Source organism: uncultured Acinetobacter sp., assembly GCF_947624825.1.
Classification (GTDB): domain Bacteria; phylum Pseudomonadota; class Gammaproteobacteria; order Pseudomonadales; family Moraxellaceae; genus Acinetobacter.
In genome coordinates, this window is the sequence record NZ_CANQLZ010000045.1 from 1 (window position 1) to 20,616 (window position 20,616).

Annotated in this window: 21 protein-coding genes, 1 tRNA gene and 1 pseudogene; 11 read left to right on the forward strand and 12 right to left on the reverse strand. The window is 39.9% G+C overall.

Annotated elements, in window-relative coordinates; genetic code table 11:
• The coding region (locus Q0017_RS10470) for a helix-turn-helix domain-containing protein (RefSeq protein ID WP_298146436.1) at positions 1 to 203 on the reverse strand (203 nt) is incomplete at its 3' end.
• 100 nt (positions 204 to 303) lie between these two features.
• On the opposite strand from Q0017_RS10470, the gene Q0017_RS10475 reads away from it, so the two are divergent.
• Positions 304 to 1,098 (forward strand): hypothetical protein, encoded by a 795-nt coding sequence (locus Q0017_RS10475; protein WP_180097010.1) that lies wholly within the window; start codon positions 304 to 306, stop codon positions 1,096 to 1,098.
• An 88-nt stretch (positions 1,099 to 1,186) separates the two neighbouring features.
• On the opposite strand, the gene Q0017_RS10480 is transcribed toward Q0017_RS10475, so the two are convergent.
• Positions 1,187 to 1,263: transfer RNA gene (locus Q0017_RS10480), tRNA-Ile, on the reverse strand.
• Positions 1,264 to 1,508: 245 nt separating this feature from the next.
• A complete protein-coding gene (locus tag Q0017_RS10485) occupies positions 1,509 to 1,673 on the reverse strand; it encodes a hypothetical protein (protein ID WP_298146441.1) in 165 nt (54 codons plus the stop codon).
• Between the two features lie 504 nt (positions 1,674 to 2,177).
• Here Q0017_RS10485 and Q0017_RS10490 point away from each other — a divergent pair.
• Entirely contained in the window at positions 2,178 to 2,927 is a 750-nt protein-coding gene (locus Q0017_RS10490; protein WP_298146444.1) for a YebC/PmpR family DNA-binding transcriptional regulator, read from the forward strand.
• 45 nt (positions 2,928 to 2,972) lie between these two features.
• Here the strand turns inward: Q0017_RS10490 and Q0017_RS10495 are convergent, their stop codons facing one another.
• Positions 2,973 to 3,443, reverse strand: a complete 471-nt coding sequence (locus Q0017_RS10495; RefSeq protein WP_298146447.1) for an Lrp/AsnC family transcriptional regulator — start codon at positions 3,441 to 3,443, stop codon at positions 2,973 to 2,975.
• Between the two features lie 420 nt (positions 3,444 to 3,863).
• Positions 3,864 to 4,628: a glutathione S-transferase family protein gene (locus tag Q0017_RS10500; RefSeq protein ID WP_298146449.1), complete on the reverse strand. Its 765-nt coding sequence runs from the start codon at positions 4,626 to 4,628 to the stop codon at positions 3,864 to 3,866.
• A gap of 208 nt (positions 4,629 to 4,836) precedes the next feature.
• Between Q0017_RS10500 and ychF the strand changes: the two genes are divergently transcribed.
• Positions 4,837 to 5,928 carry a redox-regulated ATPase YchF gene (gene ychF, locus Q0017_RS10505; protein WP_298146452.1) on the forward strand — a complete coding sequence of 364 codons (1,092 nt, stop codon included), beginning with the start codon at positions 4,837 to 4,839 and terminating at the stop codon, positions 5,926 to 5,928.
• A 351-nt stretch (positions 5,929 to 6,279) separates the two neighbouring features.
• On the opposite strand, the gene Q0017_RS10510 is transcribed toward ychF, so the two are convergent.
• Positions 6,280 to 6,768 carry a hypothetical protein gene (locus Q0017_RS10510; RefSeq protein WP_298146455.1) on the reverse strand — a complete coding sequence of 163 codons (489 nt, stop codon included), beginning with the start codon at positions 6,766 to 6,768 and terminating at the stop codon, positions 6,280 to 6,282.
• Positions 6,769 to 6,884: 116 nt separating this feature from the next.
• Here Q0017_RS10510 and Q0017_RS10515 point away from each other — a divergent pair, with 116 nt between their 5' ends.
• From Q0017_RS10515 to dapC, 5 genes are all read left to right on the forward strand, one after another.
• Positions 6,885 to 7,613 carry an AzlC family ABC transporter permease gene (locus tag Q0017_RS10515; RefSeq protein ID WP_298146485.1) on the forward strand — a complete coding sequence of 243 codons (729 nt, stop codon included), beginning with the start codon at positions 6,885 to 6,887 and terminating at the stop codon, positions 7,611 to 7,613.
• A 3-nt stretch (positions 7,614 to 7,616) separates the two neighbouring features.
• On the forward strand, positions 7,617 to 7,958 hold the full coding sequence (gene ygaH, locus Q0017_RS10520; protein ID WP_298146458.1) for an L-valine transporter subunit YgaH: 342 nt from the start codon (positions 7,617 to 7,619) through the stop codon (positions 7,956 to 7,958).
• Between the two features lie 138 nt (positions 7,959 to 8,096).
• The gene (purT, locus tag Q0017_RS10525) at positions 8,097 to 9,323 is read left to right on the forward strand and encodes a formate-dependent phosphoribosylglycinamide formyltransferase (protein ID WP_298146488.1); all 1,227 of its coding nucleotides are present in this window, start codon (positions 8,097 to 8,099) and stop codon (positions 9,321 to 9,323) included.
• 15 nt (positions 9,324 to 9,338) lie between these two features.
• On the forward strand, positions 9,339 to 12,005 hold the full coding sequence (gene glnD / locus Q0017_RS10530) for a [protein-PII] uridylyltransferase (protein WP_298146461.1): 2,667 nt from the start codon (positions 9,339 to 9,341) through the stop codon (positions 12,003 to 12,005).
• 19 nt (positions 12,006 to 12,024) lie between these two features.
• The gene (gene dapC / locus Q0017_RS10535; protein ID WP_298146464.1) at positions 12,025 to 13,194 is read left to right on the forward strand and encodes a succinyldiaminopimelate transaminase; all 1,170 of its coding nucleotides are present in this window, start codon (positions 12,025 to 12,027) and stop codon (positions 13,192 to 13,194) included.
• On the opposite strand, the gene Q0017_RS10540 is transcribed toward dapC, so the two are convergent.
• The 3 genes from Q0017_RS10540 to msrB all read right to left on the reverse strand — a co-directional run bounded on the left by Q0017_RS10540 (position 13,191) and on the right by msrB (position 14,614).
• Entirely contained in the window at positions 13,191 to 13,655 is a 465-nt protein-coding gene (locus Q0017_RS10540) for an energy transducer TonB (protein ID WP_298146467.1), read from the reverse strand. The genes dapC and Q0017_RS10540 overlap by 4 nt on opposite strands.
• A 63-nt stretch (positions 13,656 to 13,718) precedes the next feature.
• Entirely contained in the window at positions 13,719 to 14,198 is a 480-nt protein-coding gene (locus tag Q0017_RS10545) for a glutathione peroxidase (protein ID WP_298146469.1), read from the reverse strand.
• Complete coding sequence (gene msrB / locus Q0017_RS10550) at positions 14,195 to 14,614, reverse strand: peptide-methionine (R)-S-oxide reductase MsrB (RefSeq protein WP_298146473.1); 420 nt, start codon at positions 14,612 to 14,614, stop codon at positions 14,195 to 14,197. Before msrB ends, Q0017_RS10545 begins: the two co-directional genes overlap by 4 nt.
• Before the next feature lie 54 nt (positions 14,615 to 14,668).
• Here msrB and Q0017_RS10555 point away from each other — a divergent pair.
• Positions 14,669 to 16,004 (forward strand): annotated as a pseudogene (locus Q0017_RS10555) (pyridoxal phosphate-dependent aminotransferase); the annotation flags it as partial.
• Between the two features lie 42 nt (positions 16,005 to 16,046).
• Here the strand turns inward: Q0017_RS10555 and Q0017_RS10560 are convergent.
• The gene (locus Q0017_RS10560; protein ID WP_298146476.1) at positions 16,047 to 18,014 is read right to left on the reverse strand and encodes an acyltransferase family protein; all 1,968 of its coding nucleotides are present in this window, start codon (positions 18,012 to 18,014) and stop codon (positions 16,047 to 16,049) included.
• 160 nt (positions 18,015 to 18,174) lie between these two features.
• Between Q0017_RS10560 and gloB the strand changes: the two genes are divergently transcribed.
• On the forward strand, positions 18,175 to 18,906 hold the full coding sequence (gene gloB / locus Q0017_RS10565) for a hydroxyacylglutathione hydrolase (protein ID WP_298146479.1): 732 nt from the start codon (positions 18,175 to 18,177) through the stop codon (positions 18,904 to 18,906).
• A 32-nt stretch (positions 18,907 to 18,938) separates the two neighbouring features.
• Here the strand turns inward: gloB and Q0017_RS10570 are convergent, their stop codons facing one another.
• Both Q0017_RS10570 and Q0017_RS10575 read right to left on the reverse strand, forming a co-directional pair.
• Positions 18,939 to 19,163: a hypothetical protein gene (locus tag Q0017_RS10570; protein ID WP_298146491.1), complete on the reverse strand. Its 225-nt coding sequence runs from the start codon at positions 19,161 to 19,163 to the stop codon at positions 18,939 to 18,941.
• A gap of 76 nt (positions 19,164 to 19,239) precedes the next feature.
• Complete coding sequence (locus Q0017_RS10575; RefSeq protein WP_298146482.1) at positions 19,240 to 19,731, reverse strand: hypothetical protein; 492 nt, start codon at positions 19,729 to 19,731, stop codon at positions 19,240 to 19,242.
• A gap of 475 nt (positions 19,732 to 20,206) precedes the next feature.
• Here Q0017_RS10575 and Q0017_RS10580 point away from each other — a divergent pair, with 475 nt between their 5' ends.
• The gene (locus Q0017_RS10580) at positions 20,207 to 20,410 is read left to right on the forward strand and encodes a hypothetical protein (protein ID WP_297428934.1); all 204 of its coding nucleotides are present in this window, start codon (positions 20,207 to 20,209) and stop codon (positions 20,408 to 20,410) included.
• Positions 20,411 to 20,616 lie beyond the last annotated feature (206 nt).

Consider the following 20,616-nt stretch of genomic DNA (forward strand, 5'->3'; position numbering starts at 1 on the left):
GCCTTACTCCAGCGAAGAGTACGTCCATATCTAATAGGATTAATTGGGCCATTTTCATATAAAGCCCACTTACGTAAAGTTTGTTCTGCATACCCTAAGAGCCTAGCTGTCTCTTTAGTAGTTAGTACAAGTCGATCATCTGTAATCGGCCTATGTTTATGCTTAAATGACATTTTTTTGTGTCCTTGTTGATTTAGAGTCATAACACCACAAATCAATTTGGAATAATACTTTGCAAAATAATGTTTTTCTTTCTAAATTTTCAGTTAAGATAAGTTGTACTTTAGTCAGTCAGAGTGATACATGGGCCGCCCGCGAAGAACTAGGTTAGATTTTGCAAAAACAATAAGTTGGTATGACTTTTTTTATAATCAGTTAGTAAGCTTTGGGAAATATAAAAATGATTATGATATGGAGAAATTTTTTTATGGATACCACAAAGATTACAAGGTACAGAACTTATTTACAAAGTATAAATGTGGGTTATCCACACCACAAAAATACCAGATAAATAATGTTGAATCTAAATGTACTGGCTCATCTAATATTATTAACCATCCTCTATGGAAAATCTTGAAATATCAAACATTTGATGAAGATCTTATATTATCAGTATTAGCTACTTTACCTCGCCATATCGTAGAGTTCATTTCATCCAATGGACGTATTAAAGACTTTGATAAGAGTTGCTTAAAACATATAGCAAGCTATGGCTCACTCGACAGCCTATGTGCATTGTATTTATTGCATCACTGGGGAGTAACCATTAATAGTACCGCTCTTTCTAATGATTGCTGTTCACTCCTCATCAATTCATTAGAGTTATTACTAAAAAGAAATCCTCACTTCCATCGTTCACATGTCTTTTTATTTGATGAATTATGTGATCAGATCTTCCTTATAGAATTAAAAGGATACAGTCGACCACTCAAAATTAAATTAAATTGGCGAGAATACAGAAGGAAAAACTGGTCTAGTGAAGTTAAAGAGATATCTACAAAAGCCGAAGCAGATTTCCGCATTCACCCGAAACTTCAAGACTTCATTCCAAGCACAGATCCAAACCTAGAAGAACTATACAAAAAACTGTTTGTTTAAGTTGATTTCATCTGCTTACCATTTGCTTACTAGCTTGCAAAAACAAAAAAACCACTTACGATTAGTACACGTAAGTGGTTGTTTTATATGGTGGGCCCAGACAGACTTGAACTGTCGACCAACGGATTATGAGTCCGCTGCTCTAACCAACTGAGCTATAGGCCCTATAAGGCTTAGATATTTAATACAAACATTCTCTAGCGGCAAGAATACTAACTAAGAAAATCATAAAAAACAAGTGTTTTAGATTCAAATGCTTATTCAGTCAACATCTTTTCATGAACAATTTAACTAGAAAAATAAATACACCGTACAAAAACAAATACTGCTAGCATCAAATTTGAAATTTTATTATATAAAAAAACAATTAATTCATAAGCTTTCTTAACGCAACTTATGATGTTTGAATTTTATGCAGTATGTTTCATAGAAATATGATTTTTGGGCCTTGGATAGACCATTTTAGTGCTTAAACGCTTTTCTTTACGTAATTCAAGGTAAAATTCAAGCAATGACCAGCCCACAACAAGCATAAAAACCACAAATGCTACACATAACATAGACCAAATTGTCATTAACATTACTCCATTATCAAGCTTGATTGCCAAAAAACAGCTTTTTTGAACACAACCACCTAAGACAAAAGTCTAATAGGTATTTAAGCCGCTGAAAAGAGCATTCAGACACTATTTAAGATTTAATTTATATTTTATTATATTTTAAAAGTATCAATAAAACCACTTTAAGACATAAAACCACTAAGTTTATTACCAAAGATATCTACATCCACCTGTCATAAATAATTATTAAAGCATCTCAAGCAATGTACATTAACAGAGGCTAAATTAAGTCACCTGTAAAACTTAAGACTACTTATCTGGCGTTTGTGTGACTCAACCTCAGCTGTTGCGCTCCAAACATAACATCCGTTTAACATACTATTTTAAGTTACCTAGTGAGCAACGATGCATAAATGCATAAAAACTCAGTATAAAACTCTTTATCCGAAAAAAAGCCTTATGCTAGAATTCACCTCAATTTGATCGGCATAAGGCCAATCTACAAGGAGCATATTTCGCATGGCGGGTCATTCCAAGTGGGCCAATATTAAGCATCGCAAAGCAAAACAAGATGCTAGTCGTGGTAAATTATTTACTAAATACATCCGTGAACTGACAACTGCCGCTAAACTCGGTGGTGCAGATGCAGCCAGCAACCCACGTTTACGTGCGGTCGTTGAAAAAGCCTTATCTGTTAACATGACACGCGATGTCATCAACCGTGCGATCCAACGTGGTGCTGGTGGTGAAGATAACGATGATTTAAAAGAAGTCACCTATGAAGGTTATGGTGTCGGTGGTGTGGCTGTGATTGTTGAAACAATGACGGACAATTTAAACCGTACTGTACCTGATGTACGTCACTGCTTTAGCAAAACCGACGGTAACTTAGGCACTAACGGTTCAGTGGCTTTCTTGTTTACCAAACGTGGTGAGATTACGTTTGAAGATCTATCTTTAGAAGATCAGATCATGGAAGTGGCATTAGAAGCGGGTGCTGAAGATATTGAAGTATCTGAAGATCAAATCTTAGTCATCACTACACCTGAAAGTTTTGGTGATGTACAAGACGCATTATCTGCTGCCGGCTTAAAATCAGACAATGCTGAAGTGATTATGAGCCCATCCACAAAAGCTGAAATCACCGATATTGAACAAGCGAAAAAAATCATGAAAATGATTGATATGCTTGAAGATTTAGATGATGTACAAAACGTTTACACCAACGTTGAATTCTCAGATGATGTACTCAATCAATTAGACGCTTAATCTGTCATGGATTTAAAAACGCGCTTTCGAGCGCGTTTTTTGCTTTTAGGCTTTGCTTAGTAAACTATGGCAATCAAACACGTCGTATTCTTTAATCACAAAACTTGAATGCAATGCAACCACATGCTCAATTTTACCAATGCGTTGTAGTAATACCTCACTATAACTTTGCATGTCTTTGGCCACCATTTCTACAATAAAATCTGCCGATTGCCCTGTCACTAAAAAAGCATGTATGACTTCTGGAATGTCTTTCAATGCTTCTAAAAACTTAGCAAAAGTATCGCTGTCGTGTTTGCTTAGTGACACTTGTAGTAACACATGCAAGCTAAAGCCCAATTTTTCGTAATTTAAGTCCCGTTTTAATTGGGTCATAATATTGTGATCAATCAGTTGCTTAATCCGACGATGCACCGAACTGACCGACAAATTTACCCGTTCTGAGAGTTCATTGAGATTTAAGTCTTGATGGGTAAGCATTTCAAGAATTTGTTTATCAAAGCGATCAAGTTGCATGCCATCATCCTAGCGTATTATGTTTATCGTAATAGATGATGTCGTATAGAATTTTTTAGGGTGTTTGAGGCAAACGTTAAAACGTTTTACTGCAACCACTATACGTTTTTAACCTATAGCTTGTGCCAATTCACTTGTGATAAATTGCGTTTTCAGTCGAATCGAGACCTTATGGGTAAAGACCACTTAACTTGATGAGTTATTGTGCCTGTTACTCTTTTCAATCCCCATCACACCCTTGCAATATAGATTAACAACATCTCATTTAAATTATTTTCCTAAATTTAAAAAAATAAAAGCTTTTTTAGTATAATTTTTCACTTTATTAAATTTTTTTGCAAAAAAATACCAGTTGAGCAAAAAAATAACGATGATTTTATCTATTAAAAGCTATTTTTTGAAAAATTTATCTAAAAAAAATCACATACCACGCCAATCTACGCGAGCGCGACGTTCGGTTGCATATACACGCGCAATGTATTGCCCCAGAGGTAATTGTTGTAAATATTCACGATAAGCTAAAAATTCTGCTGAAAAAGTATCAAGTTGTTCGCTTTCCCACGGCGTGTTGGGCAATGCCAAAATTGGAGCAAGCATGCTACACACTGCAATATCAGCCAGTCCTAAACGTGAACCTAGCAAATAACTACCGTTATTTTCAATTAATTGAGCATTGAGCTTGGGAATCATGGCGTCAAGTTCAGCTTTTGAAGCAGCCACTTTATCGCTTTTTAATTGATAACCTGTGGAGACTAATTTTTTAATTAAAGGTCGGGTGTATTTATCAAATTGTCGCATATAGCCTTTTTCACCAATTAAAATTTCAACCGATTCATCACTGCCTTGTAAAGCATGGGCTAATACCCAACGGCGTACATGACGTCCCATTTCATTGGCAAGCGCATCAATTTGTAAAGCGTGTTGACGTAAATTTTCATCACTCGGCAACACACGATGTTCTGGATAATATTCATCTAAATGTAGTGCAATATCGGTGCTGCCCACAATCCAATGTTCTGCATTTTTTAAAATTGGCAGTTTATTTTGACCGGTTTTTAAACGAGTAAAAGCGCGATGTACTCCGGGGATTAAATTGTGTGCCACATAATCCAGTTCTTTATGATCAAGCAACCAACGTGCTTTTTCACAAAAGTGTGATAAAGGAAACTGGTAAAGTGTACGCATACAAACTCCGTGGTTTTTTTCTTGCATCGACAAGCTCATCGCTTTGAAGTTACTTTAAGCGATATTAAAAGCCAAACACAATGTGATTTAACACCAATTGTATGCAAGCTCATGAAAAACCCAGCACAGTACTGCATGTTCATGACTTTGGCTTGGCTTTGTTGTAAAATCAGCAGCAATTTTTAAATAACACTTTGTGAGTAATTTCATGGGTTTTAATTGTGGTATTGTTGGCTTACCCAACGTTGGTAAATCTACCCTATTTAATGCATTGACCAAAGCTGCAATTGCTGCGGAAAACTTCCCGTTTTGTACCATCGAGCCAAACACAGGGATTGTACCTGTACCTGACCCACGTCTTGATAAACTTACCGCGATCGTTAAACCACAACGTGTGATTCCAACCACAATGGAATTTGTAGATATTGCAGGTTTAGTGGCAGGTGCATCAAAAGGTGAAGGCTTAGGTAACCAATTTTTAGCCAACATTCGTGAAACTGATGCGATTGCTCACGTGGTACGTTGTTTTGAAGATGAGAACGTGATTCACGTTAATGGTAAAATTGACCCGCTTGACGATATTGCGACCATTAATACTGAGTTGGCTTTAGCCGATTTAGAAACAGTGACCAAAGCAGTGACCCGTTTAACAAAATCTGCAAAAGGTGGCGACAAAGAAGCTGTAGCAACCAAAGCAGTTTTAGAAAAAATCTTACCTTTACTTGATGAAGGTAAACCTGCACGTGCTGCCGATTTAGACGATGACGAGCGTAAATTGGTGCGTGGTTTTGGTTTATTAACCTTAAAACCAACAATGTATATTGCTAACGTGGCAGAAGATGGTTTTGAAAACAACCCACATCTTGATGCAGTCAAAGCCTTAGCTGCATCTGAAAACGCGATTGTTGTACCACTTTGCAACCAAATTGAAGCCGAAATTTCATTGCTTGAAGATGAAGACCGTGCTGAATTTTTAGAAGCGATGGACATGGAAGAACCAGGTCTCAACGTGGTGATTCGTGCCGGTTATGCCCTACTTGGCTTACAAACCTACTTTACTGCAGGTGTACAAGAAGTGCGTGCTTGGACCGTAAAAGTGGGCGCAACTGCACCACAAGCAGCCGGCGTGATTCACACTGACTTTGAAAAAGGCTTTATTCGTGCTGAATGTATTGCTTACGAAGATTTCGTACAGTACAACGGCGAAGCAGGCGCCAAAGAAGCAGGTAAATGGCGTTTAGAGGGTAAAACTTATATCGTACAAGATGGTGACGTTTTACACTTCCGCTTTAATGTATAAGCTACTTTAAAAAAAAGCCCCATTATTGGGGCTTTTTTAATACCTAAACATGATAAAAAATACAACCTAAACTGTTTTTCACCGGTTTTATCAATATGCTGAGGAGTTGCAGCACCAAAACTATTACTATTAGCTTTGCTACAATTATTCAGCAAGATCAAATAAATTGTGGTGATAGCTAAGGCTCACGCTGCATACAAAATATGGCTCATCTTACAGCAGCTAAATTAGACTTTTTTATGCAGCACCTTAACTTAGTGGTAAGGGCTTAAATAAATTTAAAATAAAAAGCCCCAATATGGGGCTTATTGATGCACTCAAGCATAGCTAAACGCACTTACATAGTGCAATTTATAACTCAACCACGACCGCATTGCCTTTTTGTTTGGGATCGGTATTGCCAAGTTCGGGGCGCTGTAATGCATCAGCACATTGGCGCTTATCACGTTCATAATCGAGCTGCTTTTGTGGTGCAGAGGCAGTACTTTGCAAGGTGGTGCGTGCCCAAATCTCTAAACTGGTTAACGCTTTACGGCATAGTGCATATTTACCTTCAGTCACTGAATCGGTCATTTTTACGTTAATACGCCAATCGGTACTGAGTTTACGTGCAGGGACGCGTACTTCACTTTCAATTCTTGCCATGTCTTTGGCATACACCAATCCATCTACTTGATTGATCAATTGCCAAGCTTGAGTGGCATATTCGGTCGCATCATGACTGAGTTTAGGCGCAGCTTTAACCTGTGTTGGGGCAGCGTTGTCTTGACCACACGCAGTTAGCCCAAATGCAGCCAACAGAGCAGCTACAGCCATTTGATGCTTAACTTTCACTCTCATCTGATTCACCTTAAAAACATTTCGTCACTATGCTAGTGAATTCAAGTAGAATACTCAATCTTCTTTCTCTTAAGTTCCGCTCCCCCACAAGGTGTGTCGTGTCTGAACAGCAATTATTGCCCGCGCAACCCGCGAGCTTTTGGCAAGGCGTTAAAGATAGCCAAGCCATCATGTTTACTTATTTACCCGTTTCATTTGCCTTTGGTGTATCAGCCACGCAATTTGGTTTTACCGCATGGGAAGCTTTGTTTTTGTCCTGTTCAATGTATGCAGGTGCAAGTCAATTCTTGGTGGTGGCCTTATTAGGCAGTGGTACATCTATTTGGATGACTGCGCTGACCGTGATTGCATTGGATATTCGCCATTTGCTTTATGGCCCTGCCTTATATAACTTAATTCAAGACAAACTGAACTTAAAAAAAACAGCCTTTTGGGCATGGGGTCTCACCGATGAGGTTTTTGCCTCAGGTATGATTCAACTGTCACAGCGTCGCCAACAATGGTCAGAATCATGGATGTTGGGTTTGAGTTTGTTTAGTTGGCTGTCATGGGCAACAGGCTCATTCTTAGGTGGTTTATTTGCCGATCAAGTCAGTCAAATGCCACAATTTTTACAAGCTGCCTTAGATTTCTTACTGCCTGCGTTATTCTTAAGTTTCTTGTTGGCTGCTTTTGAGCGTAAACATACCTTTATTGTGGTCGTGACCATTATAGTTGCTGCAATTGCTTGTTACTTTATTGATTTATCTGCAGCCATTTTTATTGGCATTAGTTCAGGGATTTTTGCCGGCTTATTTAAGCATTATGTGCTCAAAAAACCTGATCCTGAACATTTAAGGAGCTGATGCATGGATCTTGAAATTATTTTAGTAGGTATTTTAGTAGGTATTGCCAACTTTGCTTCTCGTTTTGGACCATTTTTTGTGATTCAAAAGTTTCAGCAAGATGGGCAAAAACGAGGGGCGTTATGGCTAAAAATTGCGTTAGGCAGTATTGGTATTGCTGCCATTAGTGCCATGCTGGTGGTTGCCACCTTGCCGCCATTATTACAAAGTCCAAATAAAAGTTTTGCCATGCTCATGGGCTTTTTAGTGCTCACAGCGCTGTATTTTAAATTTAAGCAAATTGTACCTGCCACCTTAACTGCAGCCTTAACCTATGGCTTAATCTATACCTACCTTCCCCTATAAAGGAGCCCTGTGCTCCTTTTTTAGCATTTTTTCTGCCATATTTAGCCAAAAATCTGAGTTATTGGCCTAACATTTTCAAATACTGCCAATCCAACAGCGCAATGAGTTCTGCTATGCTAAAACCTCAACAGGTAAAGGATATTACTCATGAGCGTCACTCTTGGCACCCCATTACAAACGTCTGCATTTAAAGTCTTGCTGTTAGGTTCGGGCGAACTTGGCAAAGAAGTGGTCATTTCATTACAACGTTTAGGGGTCGAAGTTCACGCTGCCGACCGTTATGCAGATGCCCCTGCCATGCAAGTGGCGCATTTTAGCTATAGCTTAAACATGGCCGACCCTCAAGCACTCAAACAATTAATTGCCCAAGTACAACCGCATTTAATTGTGCCTGAAATTGAAGCAATTGCCACCGAAGTCTTGATCGAGATTGAACAAGCTGCCACAGCAACCGTGATTCCTTCAGCAAAAGCGGTCAATCTCACCATGAACCGTGAAGGCATTCGTCGTTTAGCCGCCGAAGAACTCGGCCTACCGACCTCTGCTTATCGTTTTGCCAACACTTTAGCGGCCTTTCGTGCGGCATGTGATGACATTGGCTATCCAAACTTTGTTAAGCCCGTCATGTCATCCTCAGGCAAAGGGCAATCGCGTGTTACTTCATTTGATGAAGTTGATGCTGCTTGGGAATATGCACAAACGGGTGGTCGTGTAAACCAAGGTACCGTGATTGTTGAAGCTCAAATTGATTTTGATTTTGAAATCACCTTACTCACTGTACGCAGCAAGCATCCACAAACAGGTGAGATTGAAACCTCATATTGCGACCCAATTGGGCATCGTCAAGATGCTGGTGATTATGTGGAAAGTTGGCAACCACAACCGATGAGTGCAGCCGCCTTAAACGAGGCCAAACGTATTGCCCACAAGGTCACGACTGCGCTTGGTGGCTGCGGTATTTTTGGGGTAGAACTATTTGTCAAAGGTGACAAAGTATGGTTTAGTGAGGTTTCACCACGTCCGCATGATACAGGGCTTGTGACCTTGGCTTCACAATTTCAAAGCGAATTTGAATTACATGCACGCGCCATTTTAGGCTTACCGGTCAATACCGCGCGTCATAGTGTTGCTGCAAGTGCTGTGATTTATGCAGGCATGGATCATCAGAATCTTACATTTTCTGGCTTGAATCTTGCTTTAGCACATCCCGATACAGATTTACGTCTGTTTGGCAAACCTGAAGGCTTTAAACGTCGCCGTATGGGTGTGGCAACTGCACGTGCCCAAGACACCACCCAAGCACGTCAGTTAGCACAACAGGCTGCAGATCAAGTTAGCGTGCAACACTATTCGGACTTTACATAATAACGGACCCTGTTCATGATCAATACTCTACCTTTGCTGAAATACACCCATGATCATCATGATATTCACGCCATTAATCAGTGGCGCAGTGATGTAGAGCAGCAACTACAAGCGTATTTTGAACAGGGTTATTCCATTCGCGATATTATTCGTACCCGTTCAGATTTAATTGACGAAGCCTTAATTTTTTTATGGCAACATGCCGAACTTGACAGCACGCATTTAGGCCTATTTGCAGTGGGCGGTTATGGACGCCGCGAAATGCTGCCTTATTCTGATGTCGATATTATGATCTTGGCTGAAGAGTACATCAGTGCTCAAGATGAACAAAAAATCTCGACCTTTATTTCATCACTTTGGGATGTAGGTAACTTTAAACCGAGCATTAGTGTACGCACCATTAACGATTGCGTTGAACAAGCCACACATGACTTAACTGTGGCGACCAGTTTAATCGAAGCCCGTTTGATTGTTGGCAATAATAACTTAAGCAAATGGCCACGGCGCATTGTGTCAAAAAGTTGGACCGACAAGACCTTCTTTGACGCCAAAATGCTTGAACAACAAAAACGCTACGCGCAGCACAACAACACCGAAAGCAACTTAGAACCTGACATTAAAAATGCACCAGGGGGCATTCGTGATATTAACCAAATTGGTTGGATTGCCAAACGGCATTTTCGCGTCAATCGTATTTATGATTTGGTGCATTTAGGCTTTATTTCTGAATTTGAACTCGAAGTGTTAGAACAAGCTGAACTTTTCTTATGGGAAATTCGTCATCATCTGCACCGTCTTACCAAGCGTGATGAAAACCGTTTATTGTTTGACTATCAACGTGAGATTGCGGCCAAATTTGGTTTTGAGCGTGAAGAGCATCAATCCCCTAATTATCCAATCGAACAATTTATGAAGCAGTATTATCGTACTGCACAGCAAGTATCTACTTTAAATGAAATGCTACTGGCTTATTTTAATGAATCAGTTATCACACCACGTTTACCGCAATATGAACGTGAAATTGTTGAAATTAATCACCACTTTAAATTAGTGGATAACAAACTTGCAGTACAGCACCATAAGGTATTTTCTGAAAACCCAAGTGCAATTTTAGAAATTTTCTACTTATTGGCCAATCGTCCTGAGATTGAAGGGATTCGTGCTCGTACCTTACGCTTATTAACTTTAGCCGCTAAAAAGATTGATCATGGCTTTCGTGAAAATCCTATTCATCAAGCTTTGTTTATGTCCATTATTCGCTCACCGTATCGTTTATATGACACTTTAGTGGCGATGAAGCGTTATGGGGTATTGGGCAACTATATTCCAGCCTTTGGTCAAATCACAGGGTTGATGCAATATGACTTGTTCCACATTTATACGGTAGATGCGCACACTTTATTGCTATTACGCAATCTGAATCGTTTTAAGGAGCCTGAATTTACCAAAGACTTCCCTGTGGTCAGTTCTGTGTTTCAACGCCTAGTACGCCGTGACATTGTTTATTTAGCTGCCATTTTCCATGATATTGCCAAAGGTCGTGGTGGCGACCACAGTGAACTTGGCGCGATGGACGCGATTGAGTTTGGTCGTAAACATGGCTTTACCGAGCGTGAATGCAATATGGTGGCATGGCTGGTGCAAAACCATCTATTGATGTCTGTCACTGCGCAGAAAAAAGATATCTCTGATCCAGACGTAGTGCAGCAATTTGCTGAAAAAGTCGGGGATATGGAGCATCTTGATTATCTATATACCTTAACCGTTGCCGATATTAATGCGACAAATCCAAGCCTTTGGAACACATGGCGTGCATCGCTGATGCGTCAGCTATACACCCATGCCCGTGATGTGATTCGCTCAGGACTTGGGCGACCTGTTAATTATCAAATGCTGATTGAAGACACCAAATTTAGTGCCGGCGAATTGCTTGTCAATGATTTTGCCTTAGAAGAGGTGGAAAAAGTATGGCAAGAATTAGGCGATGATTATTTTATTAAAGAATCTGCCGATGAAATTGCATGGCACACCCGCGCAATTTTACGTCATGGCAATAATCCTGCCCCTTTGGTGTTATTACGTGCACATCGTAAAACGGCACAAGATGCTGTGCAAATCTTTATTTATACCCAAGATCAACCCAATTTATTTGCAACCACAGTTGCGGTACTCGATCGCATGAATTTGGATGTGCAAGATGCGCGCATCATTACGGCAAGCACTTCGTTTAGCTTAGATACTTATGTGGTGCTCGATCGTTTTGGCAACTTACTCAGCGACCCTGAACGTGAGCAAGCTTTGATCGCTGCACTGGTGAGTGCTTTGAGTCAATCGGATCAGTATCCGGGTTTAATGCAGCGCCGTATTCCACGTCAATTGCGCCACTTTGAGATTCAAAACACCGTCACCATTAGTTTTAATGCAGCCTTACAACAACATATGGTCGAAATTTCAACCCTTGATCAACCGGGGTTACTGGCCCGTGTTGGCGGTCTGTTTATGATGCAAGGTTTAGATATTCATTCAGCACGTATTGTGACCTTAGGCGAGCGTGCTGAAGATACGTTCTTTGTCACTAAAAAAGAAAGCGAACCGATGAGTGATGCAGAAGCCCAATTATTTGCTGAGCGTTTAAAAGCCGCGCTTGATCAGGCCTCACACCAAATTTGCCATCAATCTTAATTTATACGGTTTTTATGTTATGAACGCACAGTTGTCGTTACTACACCCTTATCCTTTTGAAAAATTAAATCAATTATTTGCAGATATTCAACCTGCCAACTTGCCTTTGATTGCCCTGTCTATGGGTGAACCCAAACATCCTGCGCCTGCATTTGTTAAACAAGCCATTGTTGAGCATTTTGAGCATTTATCGACATATCCAAACAGCAAAGGTCTACCTGAGTTGCGTCAAAGTATTGCAGCTTGGCTAACACGTCGTTTTGCTTTAACGCATATTGACCCTGAACAACATGTTTTACCGGTCTCTGGGACACGCGAAGCCATTTTTTCTTTTGTACAAGCCATGGTCAAACGTGAAGATAGCCCTTATGTGGTGATGCCAAATCCGTTTTACCAAATTTATGAAGGTGCAACTTTACTTGCCGGGGCTAAGCCTTATTTTATTAACTGTAGCGAAGAAAATGGCTATTTAGGTAATTTTGATGCTGTACCTCAACAGGTATGGCAAAACACAGCGCTGTTATTTGTCTGTACACCGGGCAACCCAACAGGTGCGGTGATTTCTAAACAGCAGTTAAAAAAATTAATTGCACTGTCTGATGAATACGGCTTTGTGATTGCCTCAGATGAATGTTACTCAGAACTGTGGTTTGACCAAGCACCGGTGGGCTTACTTGAAGTCTGTGCCGAAATGGGACGCCACGATTACAAAAACTGTGTGGTGTTTCACTCTTTATCCAAGCGTTCTAATTTACCCGGCATGCGCTCAGGCTTTGTGGCAGGTGATGCAGCTTTACTCAAACCCTATTTAAAGTTTCGTACTTATCATGGCGCCGCCATGCCTGTGCAACATCAACTTGCCTCAATTGCTGCATGGAATGATGAACAACACGTGGAAGAAAACCGCGTGCAATACCGTGCAAAATTTGATTTATTCCAACACGAACTGGGGCATATCTTGCCACTGCAAAAACCCGATGCTGGTTTTTATTACTGGTTAAAAGTCGAGCATGATGAAAAGTTTGCCAAAATGCTCATGGAAAAAGCTCATATTAAAGTATTACCTGGTCGCTATCTATCACGCGATACAGCAAACGGTAATCCAGGCGAAAACCATGTACGTTTAGCATTGGTAGCAGATTTAGCCCAATGTGAGCAAGCCATTCAACGCCTAAAAACTGTGCTTTAAGCGTTATGAATACTAAACTCATGTACAAAGCTATAAATTACATTGCGATCCATCATGGCAATTGCTTCTAATTGCGCCGATGCCAAAGCCTGAACCACTTTGGCATCGAGTGCTTTTGAGCCTGAGCTTTTCAGCACCTCTGCTTTCACAATGCGTCCATCATTGGCCAAAACGGTGAGTTTTAGGCGAACTGGATTTTTATAAGCTTGATAATCTGCGTCACTAAACTCAATTTTAGGACGACTGATCCAAGCAACTTGATAATCTTTATTATTTTGTTGCGCTTGTAACTGTTTTTCTAAGGCTGGATCGACTTTTGGCACATAAGGCTTTTGTTTGCTGGTTAATAACGCTTTTAAATCTTGTTCTAACGCCAATTCTAATTCTTCAACATTTGCCACACTGAATGTGCTTAAGCCAGCGAGCAACATCGCACTTAGCACTTTTTGTGTTAAATTCATGTGTATTGCTCCAAGTCATGATCAAAAAACTAAGGCGATTCTCTCAATCGCCTTAAATTATGTCTATTGTAACGCCTTTTCGATCTCTTCTTGTAAACTTTCAGGCTTAGTGGTTGGGGCAAAACGCTGAATAATTCGCCCATCACGCCCAATTAAAAATTTGGTAAAGTTCCATTTAATGCCATTTCCCAAAATACCTTTACTGTTATTGGTTAAATAACGAAAGACGGGATGTGCTTCGGTGCCCTTGACATCGACTTTGGCAAACATGGGAAAGCTTACCCCATAATTTTTTTGGCAAAAGGCGCCAATTTCCCTGTTGCTACCCGGATCTTGCCCCCCAAATTGATTACATGGAAAACCTAAAACTTCTAAACCTTGATCTTTGTATTGTTGGTAGAGCTTTTCAAGCCCAGAAAACTGTGGGGTAAAACCGCACTTACTGGCTGTATTTACAATCAACAAAACTTTACCAGTATAAACCGATAAAGATTGTTCTTGTCCATCCAACAATTCAGCCTTAAACTGATAAATGTTGCTCATGGATAGCTGTCCTCATCATTTTTTTCATGACTTTTTAATTCTAATGATGCTGAATTCACACAATAACGAAGCCCTGTGGGTTCAGGACCATCATCAAAGACATGCCCTAAATGTGCATCGCAGTGATGGCAGACAATTTCTGAGCGCGTCATACCATGCGAGGTATCTACATGCTCTTCTATAGCAGATGGGGTTAAGGCACGATAAAAACTTGGCCACCCACAACCACTGTCATATTTGGTTTCAGAGCTAAACAGTGGCGTACCACAGCAACGGCATACATAGGTGCCATCTTGCTTGGTATTCCAATATTTTCCCGTAAATGCAGGCTCCGTGCCTTTTTGACGGGTAATATGAAATTCCTCTGGTGATAACTCTCTTTGCCATTCACGCTCGGTTTTATTGAGTTTTCCCATCATTAAACTCCTTTAAATCTTCGACATTCAATGTCATGCTTTGGTAACTTCATATTTACGCTAGACAAGATAAAATTTCTAGCTAAATTTCAACATAGATTGTGCGTTTTCCGTAATCTATTTTTTCTTAACATACATATAATTGGATGAAAACATGTCCGTTTTAGGTAACACACCCCGTCGCGAAATTAAAAAATCTTCTAAGCTCGAGCATGTATGCTACGACATTCGCGGACCTGTGTTACGAGCGGCCAATGAGATGGAAGAGGCCGGCCATAAAATCATTAAACTCAACATTGGCAATCCCGCTACATTTGGTTTTGAAGCGCCACAAGAAATTATCAATGATGTGGCACTCAACTTACCCAATGCGGTAGGTTATACCGACTCCAAAGGCATTTTCCCTGCGCGTAAAGCCATTTGTCAGTATTATCAGCAAAAAGGCATTTTAAATATGCATGTCAATGACGTGTATATCGGCAATGGTGTTTCTGAACTGATTGTCATGGCCATGCAAGGTTTGCTTGATGATGGTGATGAGATGTTGGTGCCTATGCCTGACTATCCGTTGTGGACCGCAGCGGTCAATCTATCAGGCGGTACAGCTATTCACTATAAATGTGATGAAGAGAACCATTGGTATCCTGACCTTGCCGACATGGAAAGTAAAATCACCCCCAATACCCGTGGGATTGTGATTATTAACCCTAACAACCCAACTGGTTCGGTTTATCCACGTCATGTGCTTGAGCAGATTGTGGCTTTGGCGAAGAAATATGACTTAATCTTATTTGCCGACGAAATTTACGATAAAATTGTCTATGACGGTATTGAACATGTTTCAGTCGCGGCCCTTGCCGGTGATCAACTGTGTATCTCATTTAATGGTTTGTCAAAATCGTATCGTATTGCAGGCTACCGTTCAGGTTGGATGGCCATCACCGGCGATCGTTCACGCGCTGTAGACTACATTGAAGGCTTAGACATGTTGGCATCTATGCGTTTATGTGCCAATCATCAAGCACAATATGCCATTCAAACAGCCCTTGGCGGTTATCAATCAATTAATGATTTGATTCGTCCCGGCGGTCGTTTATATGAGCAGCGCAATATTGCATGGGAAATGCTCAATGAAATCCCAGGGGTGTCTTGTGTAAAACCTGAGGGTGCTATGTATTGCTTCCCAAAACTTGATCCAAACATTTATCCAATCCAAGACGATGAAAAGCTGATGCTTGATTTTCTACGTGCCGAAAAAGTGTTATTGGTACAAGGTACAGGCTTTAACTGGCCAACGCCTGATCATTTCCGCGTAGTATTCTTACCCGCTGAAAATGAGTTACGTGAAGCCATGACCCGTTTAAGTCGCTTCTTGGCCAAAATACGCTAAGATCAAAAAGCCGTGATTTGAATCACGGCTTTTTTTATGGCTTTATTGCAATGGATTACCAAATTTTTCTAAATACGCTCGACCAATAGCTTGAGCACCCTGAAAACTTAAATGATCATCATCTTTATTACGATAAATCGGTATACCATCCATGCTCGATTGACAAAGATCTGCCTTACATAGCACATCTTTAGGATCAATCAATTTTACATGTGGAAAATCTGATTTTAAGCGTATTAAAATCTGCTCAAATTCAGCCGCGACTTGTGCTTCATTGGCTTTTGAAAAACTACATGCCATGTCGCGTTGTAAAATTTCAGCACGCATGTGACAATCAGCACTCATATTGCTAAGCTCAGGCACATCCAATAATAAAATAACCTGATCACTTGCCTGCTCTGCATGCGTAATGGCTCGCTTTAAACCTTGGTATAGAATTGCTTGGCGCTGTTGATGCACACCATCTTGTAGTTTTAAGGTCTGCCCTAAATAGGCATGATAATACCCTGTTAAAACTACCATAGGATAATGCTGTTGGCTTAAATGTGCCGTTATGGCATCGTTGCGACGTTTAAATGCGGTGTTGATTTGCCATGTGCTACCGTTGCGCGCTAAGCGCTCGACCTGTGGTAAGTATAAGGTTGAACTTTGTGTCACATCATAGCCTCTTAAGCCTGCATCTTTAGCCCATAAGTCAAACATACCTGTGGCACTATTGGCATGCGAGTCACCAATTAAAATAAAATCCACCTCGGCTTTGTCTACACCCAAACGACATGTTTCGGCTGAGGAAAACCGCTCAGCACTTGGATAACCAATACATTCTGCGCGTAAACGATGTGCAAAACTGTTTAATGCTTCCAATTGTGCATGCACGGTATAAGAAAAACGTTCAGGAAAACCAGCGTATTGCTCAACCATTTTTGCGCTACCGGCAACACTCAAAGCCGGCAGCATAAAACCCACACCAATTACGCGCCAAGGCGCAGCATGTGCAAAACGTTGAGTGGGTTGTTCAATATATCGATAGGTTATCCATGCAAGCAGCACAGTGATCACCAAAATACACAGTTGAGTCAGCAAAGTATTGGGCAATAAATAAAAACCTGCAAACACAATCACAGGCCAATGCCATAAATATAACGGATAAGAAATTTTGCCAATCCATAAGCTCAACACATGATTTAATAATGGGTTGTGACTTTTTGTAAATTGTCCAAAATAAATCATCAATGCTGTGGCGATACATGGAATCAGTGCCATTAAGCCTGGAAATGGCGTATGTTGATCAAAACAAGTCGCAATGACCATAATCACCACCAAACATACACTCACCAATACGCGCAACAACAGCTGTGGCAACTTAATTTTGGGTAAAAAGATAATCAAAGCCCCCAACAACAGCTCAAAAGCCCGTACTGGCATACTGTAATAAGCTTTATGCGCATTAATCTGAAGCTGCTGCTGGGCATAATATAAAGAAGCCAAAATAGCACCGACGATCACGACCCATAACCCACGGCGCAGACGCGCTTTAAACACCAAGGCTAAAATCAGTGGCCAAAAAATATAAAATTGCTCTTCTACCCCAAGTGACCACAAATGTAGCAGCGGAATGGTGTCAACGCTTTGACTAAAATAATCACCCACCTCATTTTGCATATGCAGATTGGCCATCAAAAATGTGCCATATAAGGCACTTTGAGCATATTTGATCAGCTCATCCGGCAACATCACCTGCCAAGCCAAAACACTGACCGTTGCCAACACGGTAAAAAAAGCCGGTGCTAAACGTAAAACACGTTTTTTATAAAAATGGGCGATCGAAAAACGTTGTTCAGTCAGCTGTTTAATTAAAATTGAAGTAATCAAATAGCCTGAAATGACAAAGAAAATATCTACGCCAATATAACCACCAGAAAACCACGACCAACCTAAATGGTTAAACACCACCAATAACACTGCAATGGCTCGCAGGCCATCAATATCAGCGCGATATGCAACACTCATAATAGCGATCAGGAGATAAAAAAACGCGCTTAGTGTACGCTTTTTTTAAAACAGCACCGTATATTTTTATACTTTTTATAGACCCAGTACACTGATCTAAGCACCACCGCATTCAATTTTTGTTTTAAGATGATATTTAATAGATCTTGAGAAAATAAATATGGATTACAAAGTTCACTTATTAGATATTCAAAATCCACTGCAAAATTACATTTGGCTGATTGAGCATCTACCCTCTCAACAAGCCGTAGTGATTGATCCAACCGAAGCACAATATGTGACAGATTTTTGCCAAGCACACGATTTAACCTTAACGCAAATTTGGCTGACCCACTGGCATAAGGATCATATTGGTGGTGTGCCCCAATTGATGCAACAAAATCAAGTCAAAGTCTATGGTCCAAGAAAAGAGCTGTCAAAGATTCCTTATATTGACCATCCCTTACAAGATGAACAAAGCTTTCAATTCCAAGATTTAAACATTGAGGTAATTGAGGTGCCAGGTCACACCTTAGGACATATCGTGTATTTTATCCAAGATTTGCACAGTCTATTTTGTGGGGATACGCTATTTGCCATGGGTTGTGGTCGCGTATTTGAAGGCACTTTTGAGCAGATGTATCTGTCTTTAAATCGGCTCGCTGCATTAGCTGAAAATACTCAAGTCTACTGCACTCATGAGTACACTTTATCAAATGCTCAATTTGCACGTCATGTCGAACCAGACAACCCATTCATTCAACAACGCTTTGAACAGGTGCAAGCACAGCGCGCACAGGGTTTAGCCACGCTACCTAGCTCAATTGAGCTTGAGCTAAAGACTAATCCTTTTTTAAGAGCCTCTACAGTTGCTGAATTTCAACGCTTACGTGAGCTCAAAGATCAATTTTAATCATATAGCCCTAAATAGATTAGGGCTATTTTTTAAAGAATTTGATGATTTTGACGATATTCTAACAATAACTCTTCAGTCACTACACGACATTGTTGCATCTCATCAACACGAACCAACAACAAGCCACCTAAGGCCGGCTGATAACGACGTGCACTACCAAAAGGCGTATACGCGACTTTAGATTGTTCGCTAAAGTACAACCAATCTTCATGACCAATCAATACAGCTGTAGGCAGCAAGCCTTGCGCTTGCATGCTTTGAATTTGCTGTTGTACCTGATCTTCTACCGTGTGCATCAAATTTTCCTGAAAAACACAAGCATAATATGTTTTAGAAGTTTTGTGCAGATGAACCGCTTTCCAATTTACGATACTGCAGTTGCATGTCGTTAAATGCATCGGTAAAGCCCATTAAAGACACTTTTCGATCTACATTGCTGCCTTTATCTTGCAATTTATAACGGCTAAATACGTTATAACCGCGCTTCAATTGATCAATGACAGGCATAGCATCACGATATAAACCTTCTCGCGCCTCTATCACCTCACCTTTATCAATACGAATCTGAGTCATACTATTTTTTTGATGTTTACCGCCAATACTTACACTGTATGTATCATTTAAACGCATCACGGTCAGATCATTTTTTTGCATGACGCAAATTTTAGTGTCCTCAAAAACACGCACCCAACATTTAATACGCCAGCTTGCACGTGCAACCTGACTATTTAGACGATCAGCCTGATCTTTTTGAGATTGAGATTCCACTTTACGAATCAAGTGATTGAGCTGATCATCAATCGTACTTGCTGCTTGTGCCATATTTGCCCCACATAAAATGAGAAGCACCCCACATATTTTAGAAATATTCTTAAGCATTTATATATATATCTAATCAATCCTGTTTTATTATAATATTTATAAACCAATTTAAAATAGTTAAAAATGAGTAAACAATACCTTATGGTGTTTTTTTAAACTAATTATTAATAACCAACCAATTTACTAAGATTAAATTAATAAATACTTATCAACAACTTAAACAAATTTATTAAAATAAATTATTTAAAAATTCTAATGAATTTATATATTAATTATTTAACTTTAATATAATCATCACGTAAAAATGTATAAAAAATCATTAAATTGCAAAATAAATCACACTTTATTCAAAAAAAAGATCTCAAGATGAAATTATGGAGATGATTTAACACAAAAATACAAATTGCCCCTTTAAAAAATATGTGCTCATCCCTATTAATATATTTAGGTCACAGATACAAACAGGAGTTCTCTCGTGAAAAAGGTCGTCAAAGCAAAAAATTTAACTGCATTTCGTATTTGGTTGGAAAAGTTGGGCTACTCGGTCAAAAATTTAACCGACAATCGGGGTTTTACCTTTAGTTTTAAAAAAGAATATGGCTTAGTGACTTGTGATTTGGCAGGTAATGCACTTGCCATCCAACTGGGGGAAGAATTTGAGGATCATTTAAAGGCCTAATTAGCTTAAGCCTTAATCATTAGAGAACCGAATCAAGATGTCTGGCTCAGATATTTGATGAAAGCCTTTCTTTTCATTGGGAAGGCTTTTTTATACATAAATTTTAGGCAATAAAAAAGCAAGGCATATGCCTTGCTTTAATATGATGGTGGGGACGGAGAGACTCGAACTCTCACACCTCGCGGCGCTGGAACCTAAATCCAGTG

What these genes read in the sequence shown, in the direction of transcription:
- Q0017_RS10475 (WP_180097010.1), top strand. Translation starts at nt 304, where the DNA reads ATGGGCCGCCCGCGAAGAACTAGGTTAGATTTTGCAAAAACAATAAGT.
- Q0017_RS10485 (WP_298146441.1), bottom strand. Translation starts at nt 1,673, where the DNA reads ATGACAATTTGGTCTATGTTATGTGTAGCATTTGTGGTTTTTATGCTT.
- Q0017_RS10490 (WP_298146444.1), top strand. Translation starts at nt 2,178, where the DNA reads ATGGCGGGTCATTCCAAGTGGGCCAATATTAAGCATCGCAAAGCAAAA.
- Q0017_RS10495 (WP_298146447.1), bottom strand. Translation starts at nt 3,443, where the DNA reads ATGCAACTTGATCGCTTTGATAAACAAATTCTTGAAATGCTTACCCAT.
- Q0017_RS10500 (WP_298146449.1), bottom strand. Translation starts at nt 4,628, where the DNA reads ATGCGTACACTTTACCAGTTTCCTTTATCACACTTTTGTGAAAAAGCA.
- ychF (WP_298146452.1), top strand. Translation starts at nt 4,837, where the DNA reads ATGGGTTTTAATTGTGGTATTGTTGGCTTACCCAACGTTGGTAAATCT.
- Q0017_RS10510 (WP_298146455.1), bottom strand. Translation starts at nt 6,768, where the DNA reads ATGAGAGTGAAAGTTAAGCATCAAATGGCTGTAGCTGCTCTGTTGGCT.
- ygaH (WP_298146458.1), top strand. Translation starts at nt 7,617, where the DNA reads ATGGATCTTGAAATTATTTTAGTAGGTATTTTAGTAGGTATTGCCAAC.
- glnD (WP_298146461.1), top strand. Translation starts at nt 9,339, where the DNA reads ATGATCAATACTCTACCTTTGCTGAAATACACCCATGATCATCATGAT.
- dapC (WP_298146464.1), top strand. Translation starts at nt 12,025, where the DNA reads ATGAACGCACAGTTGTCGTTACTACACCCTTATCCTTTTGAAAAATTA.
- Q0017_RS10540 (WP_298146467.1), bottom strand. Translation starts at nt 13,655, where the DNA reads ATGAATTTAACACAAAAAGTGCTAAGTGCGATGTTGCTCGCTGGCTTA.
- Q0017_RS10545 (WP_298146469.1), bottom strand. Translation starts at nt 14,198, where the DNA reads ATGAGCAACATTTATCAGTTTAAGGCTGAATTGTTGGATGGACAAGAA.
- msrB (WP_298146473.1), bottom strand. Translation starts at nt 14,614, where the DNA reads ATGGGAAAACTCAATAAAACCGAGCGTGAATGGCAAAGAGAGTTATCA.
- Q0017_RS10560 (WP_298146476.1), bottom strand. Translation starts at nt 18,014, where the DNA reads ATGAGTGTTGCATATCGCGCTGATATTGATGGCCTGCGAGCCATTGCA.
- gloB (WP_298146479.1), top strand. Translation starts at nt 18,175, where the DNA reads ATGGATTACAAAGTTCACTTATTAGATATTCAAAATCCACTGCAAAAT.
- Q0017_RS10570 (WP_298146491.1), bottom strand. Translation starts at nt 19,163, where the DNA reads ATGCAAGCGCAAGGCTTGCTGCCTACAGCTGTATTGATTGGTCATGAA.
- Q0017_RS10575 (WP_298146482.1), bottom strand. Translation starts at nt 19,731, where the DNA reads ATGGCACAAGCAGCAAGTACGATTGATGATCAGCTCAATCACTTGATT.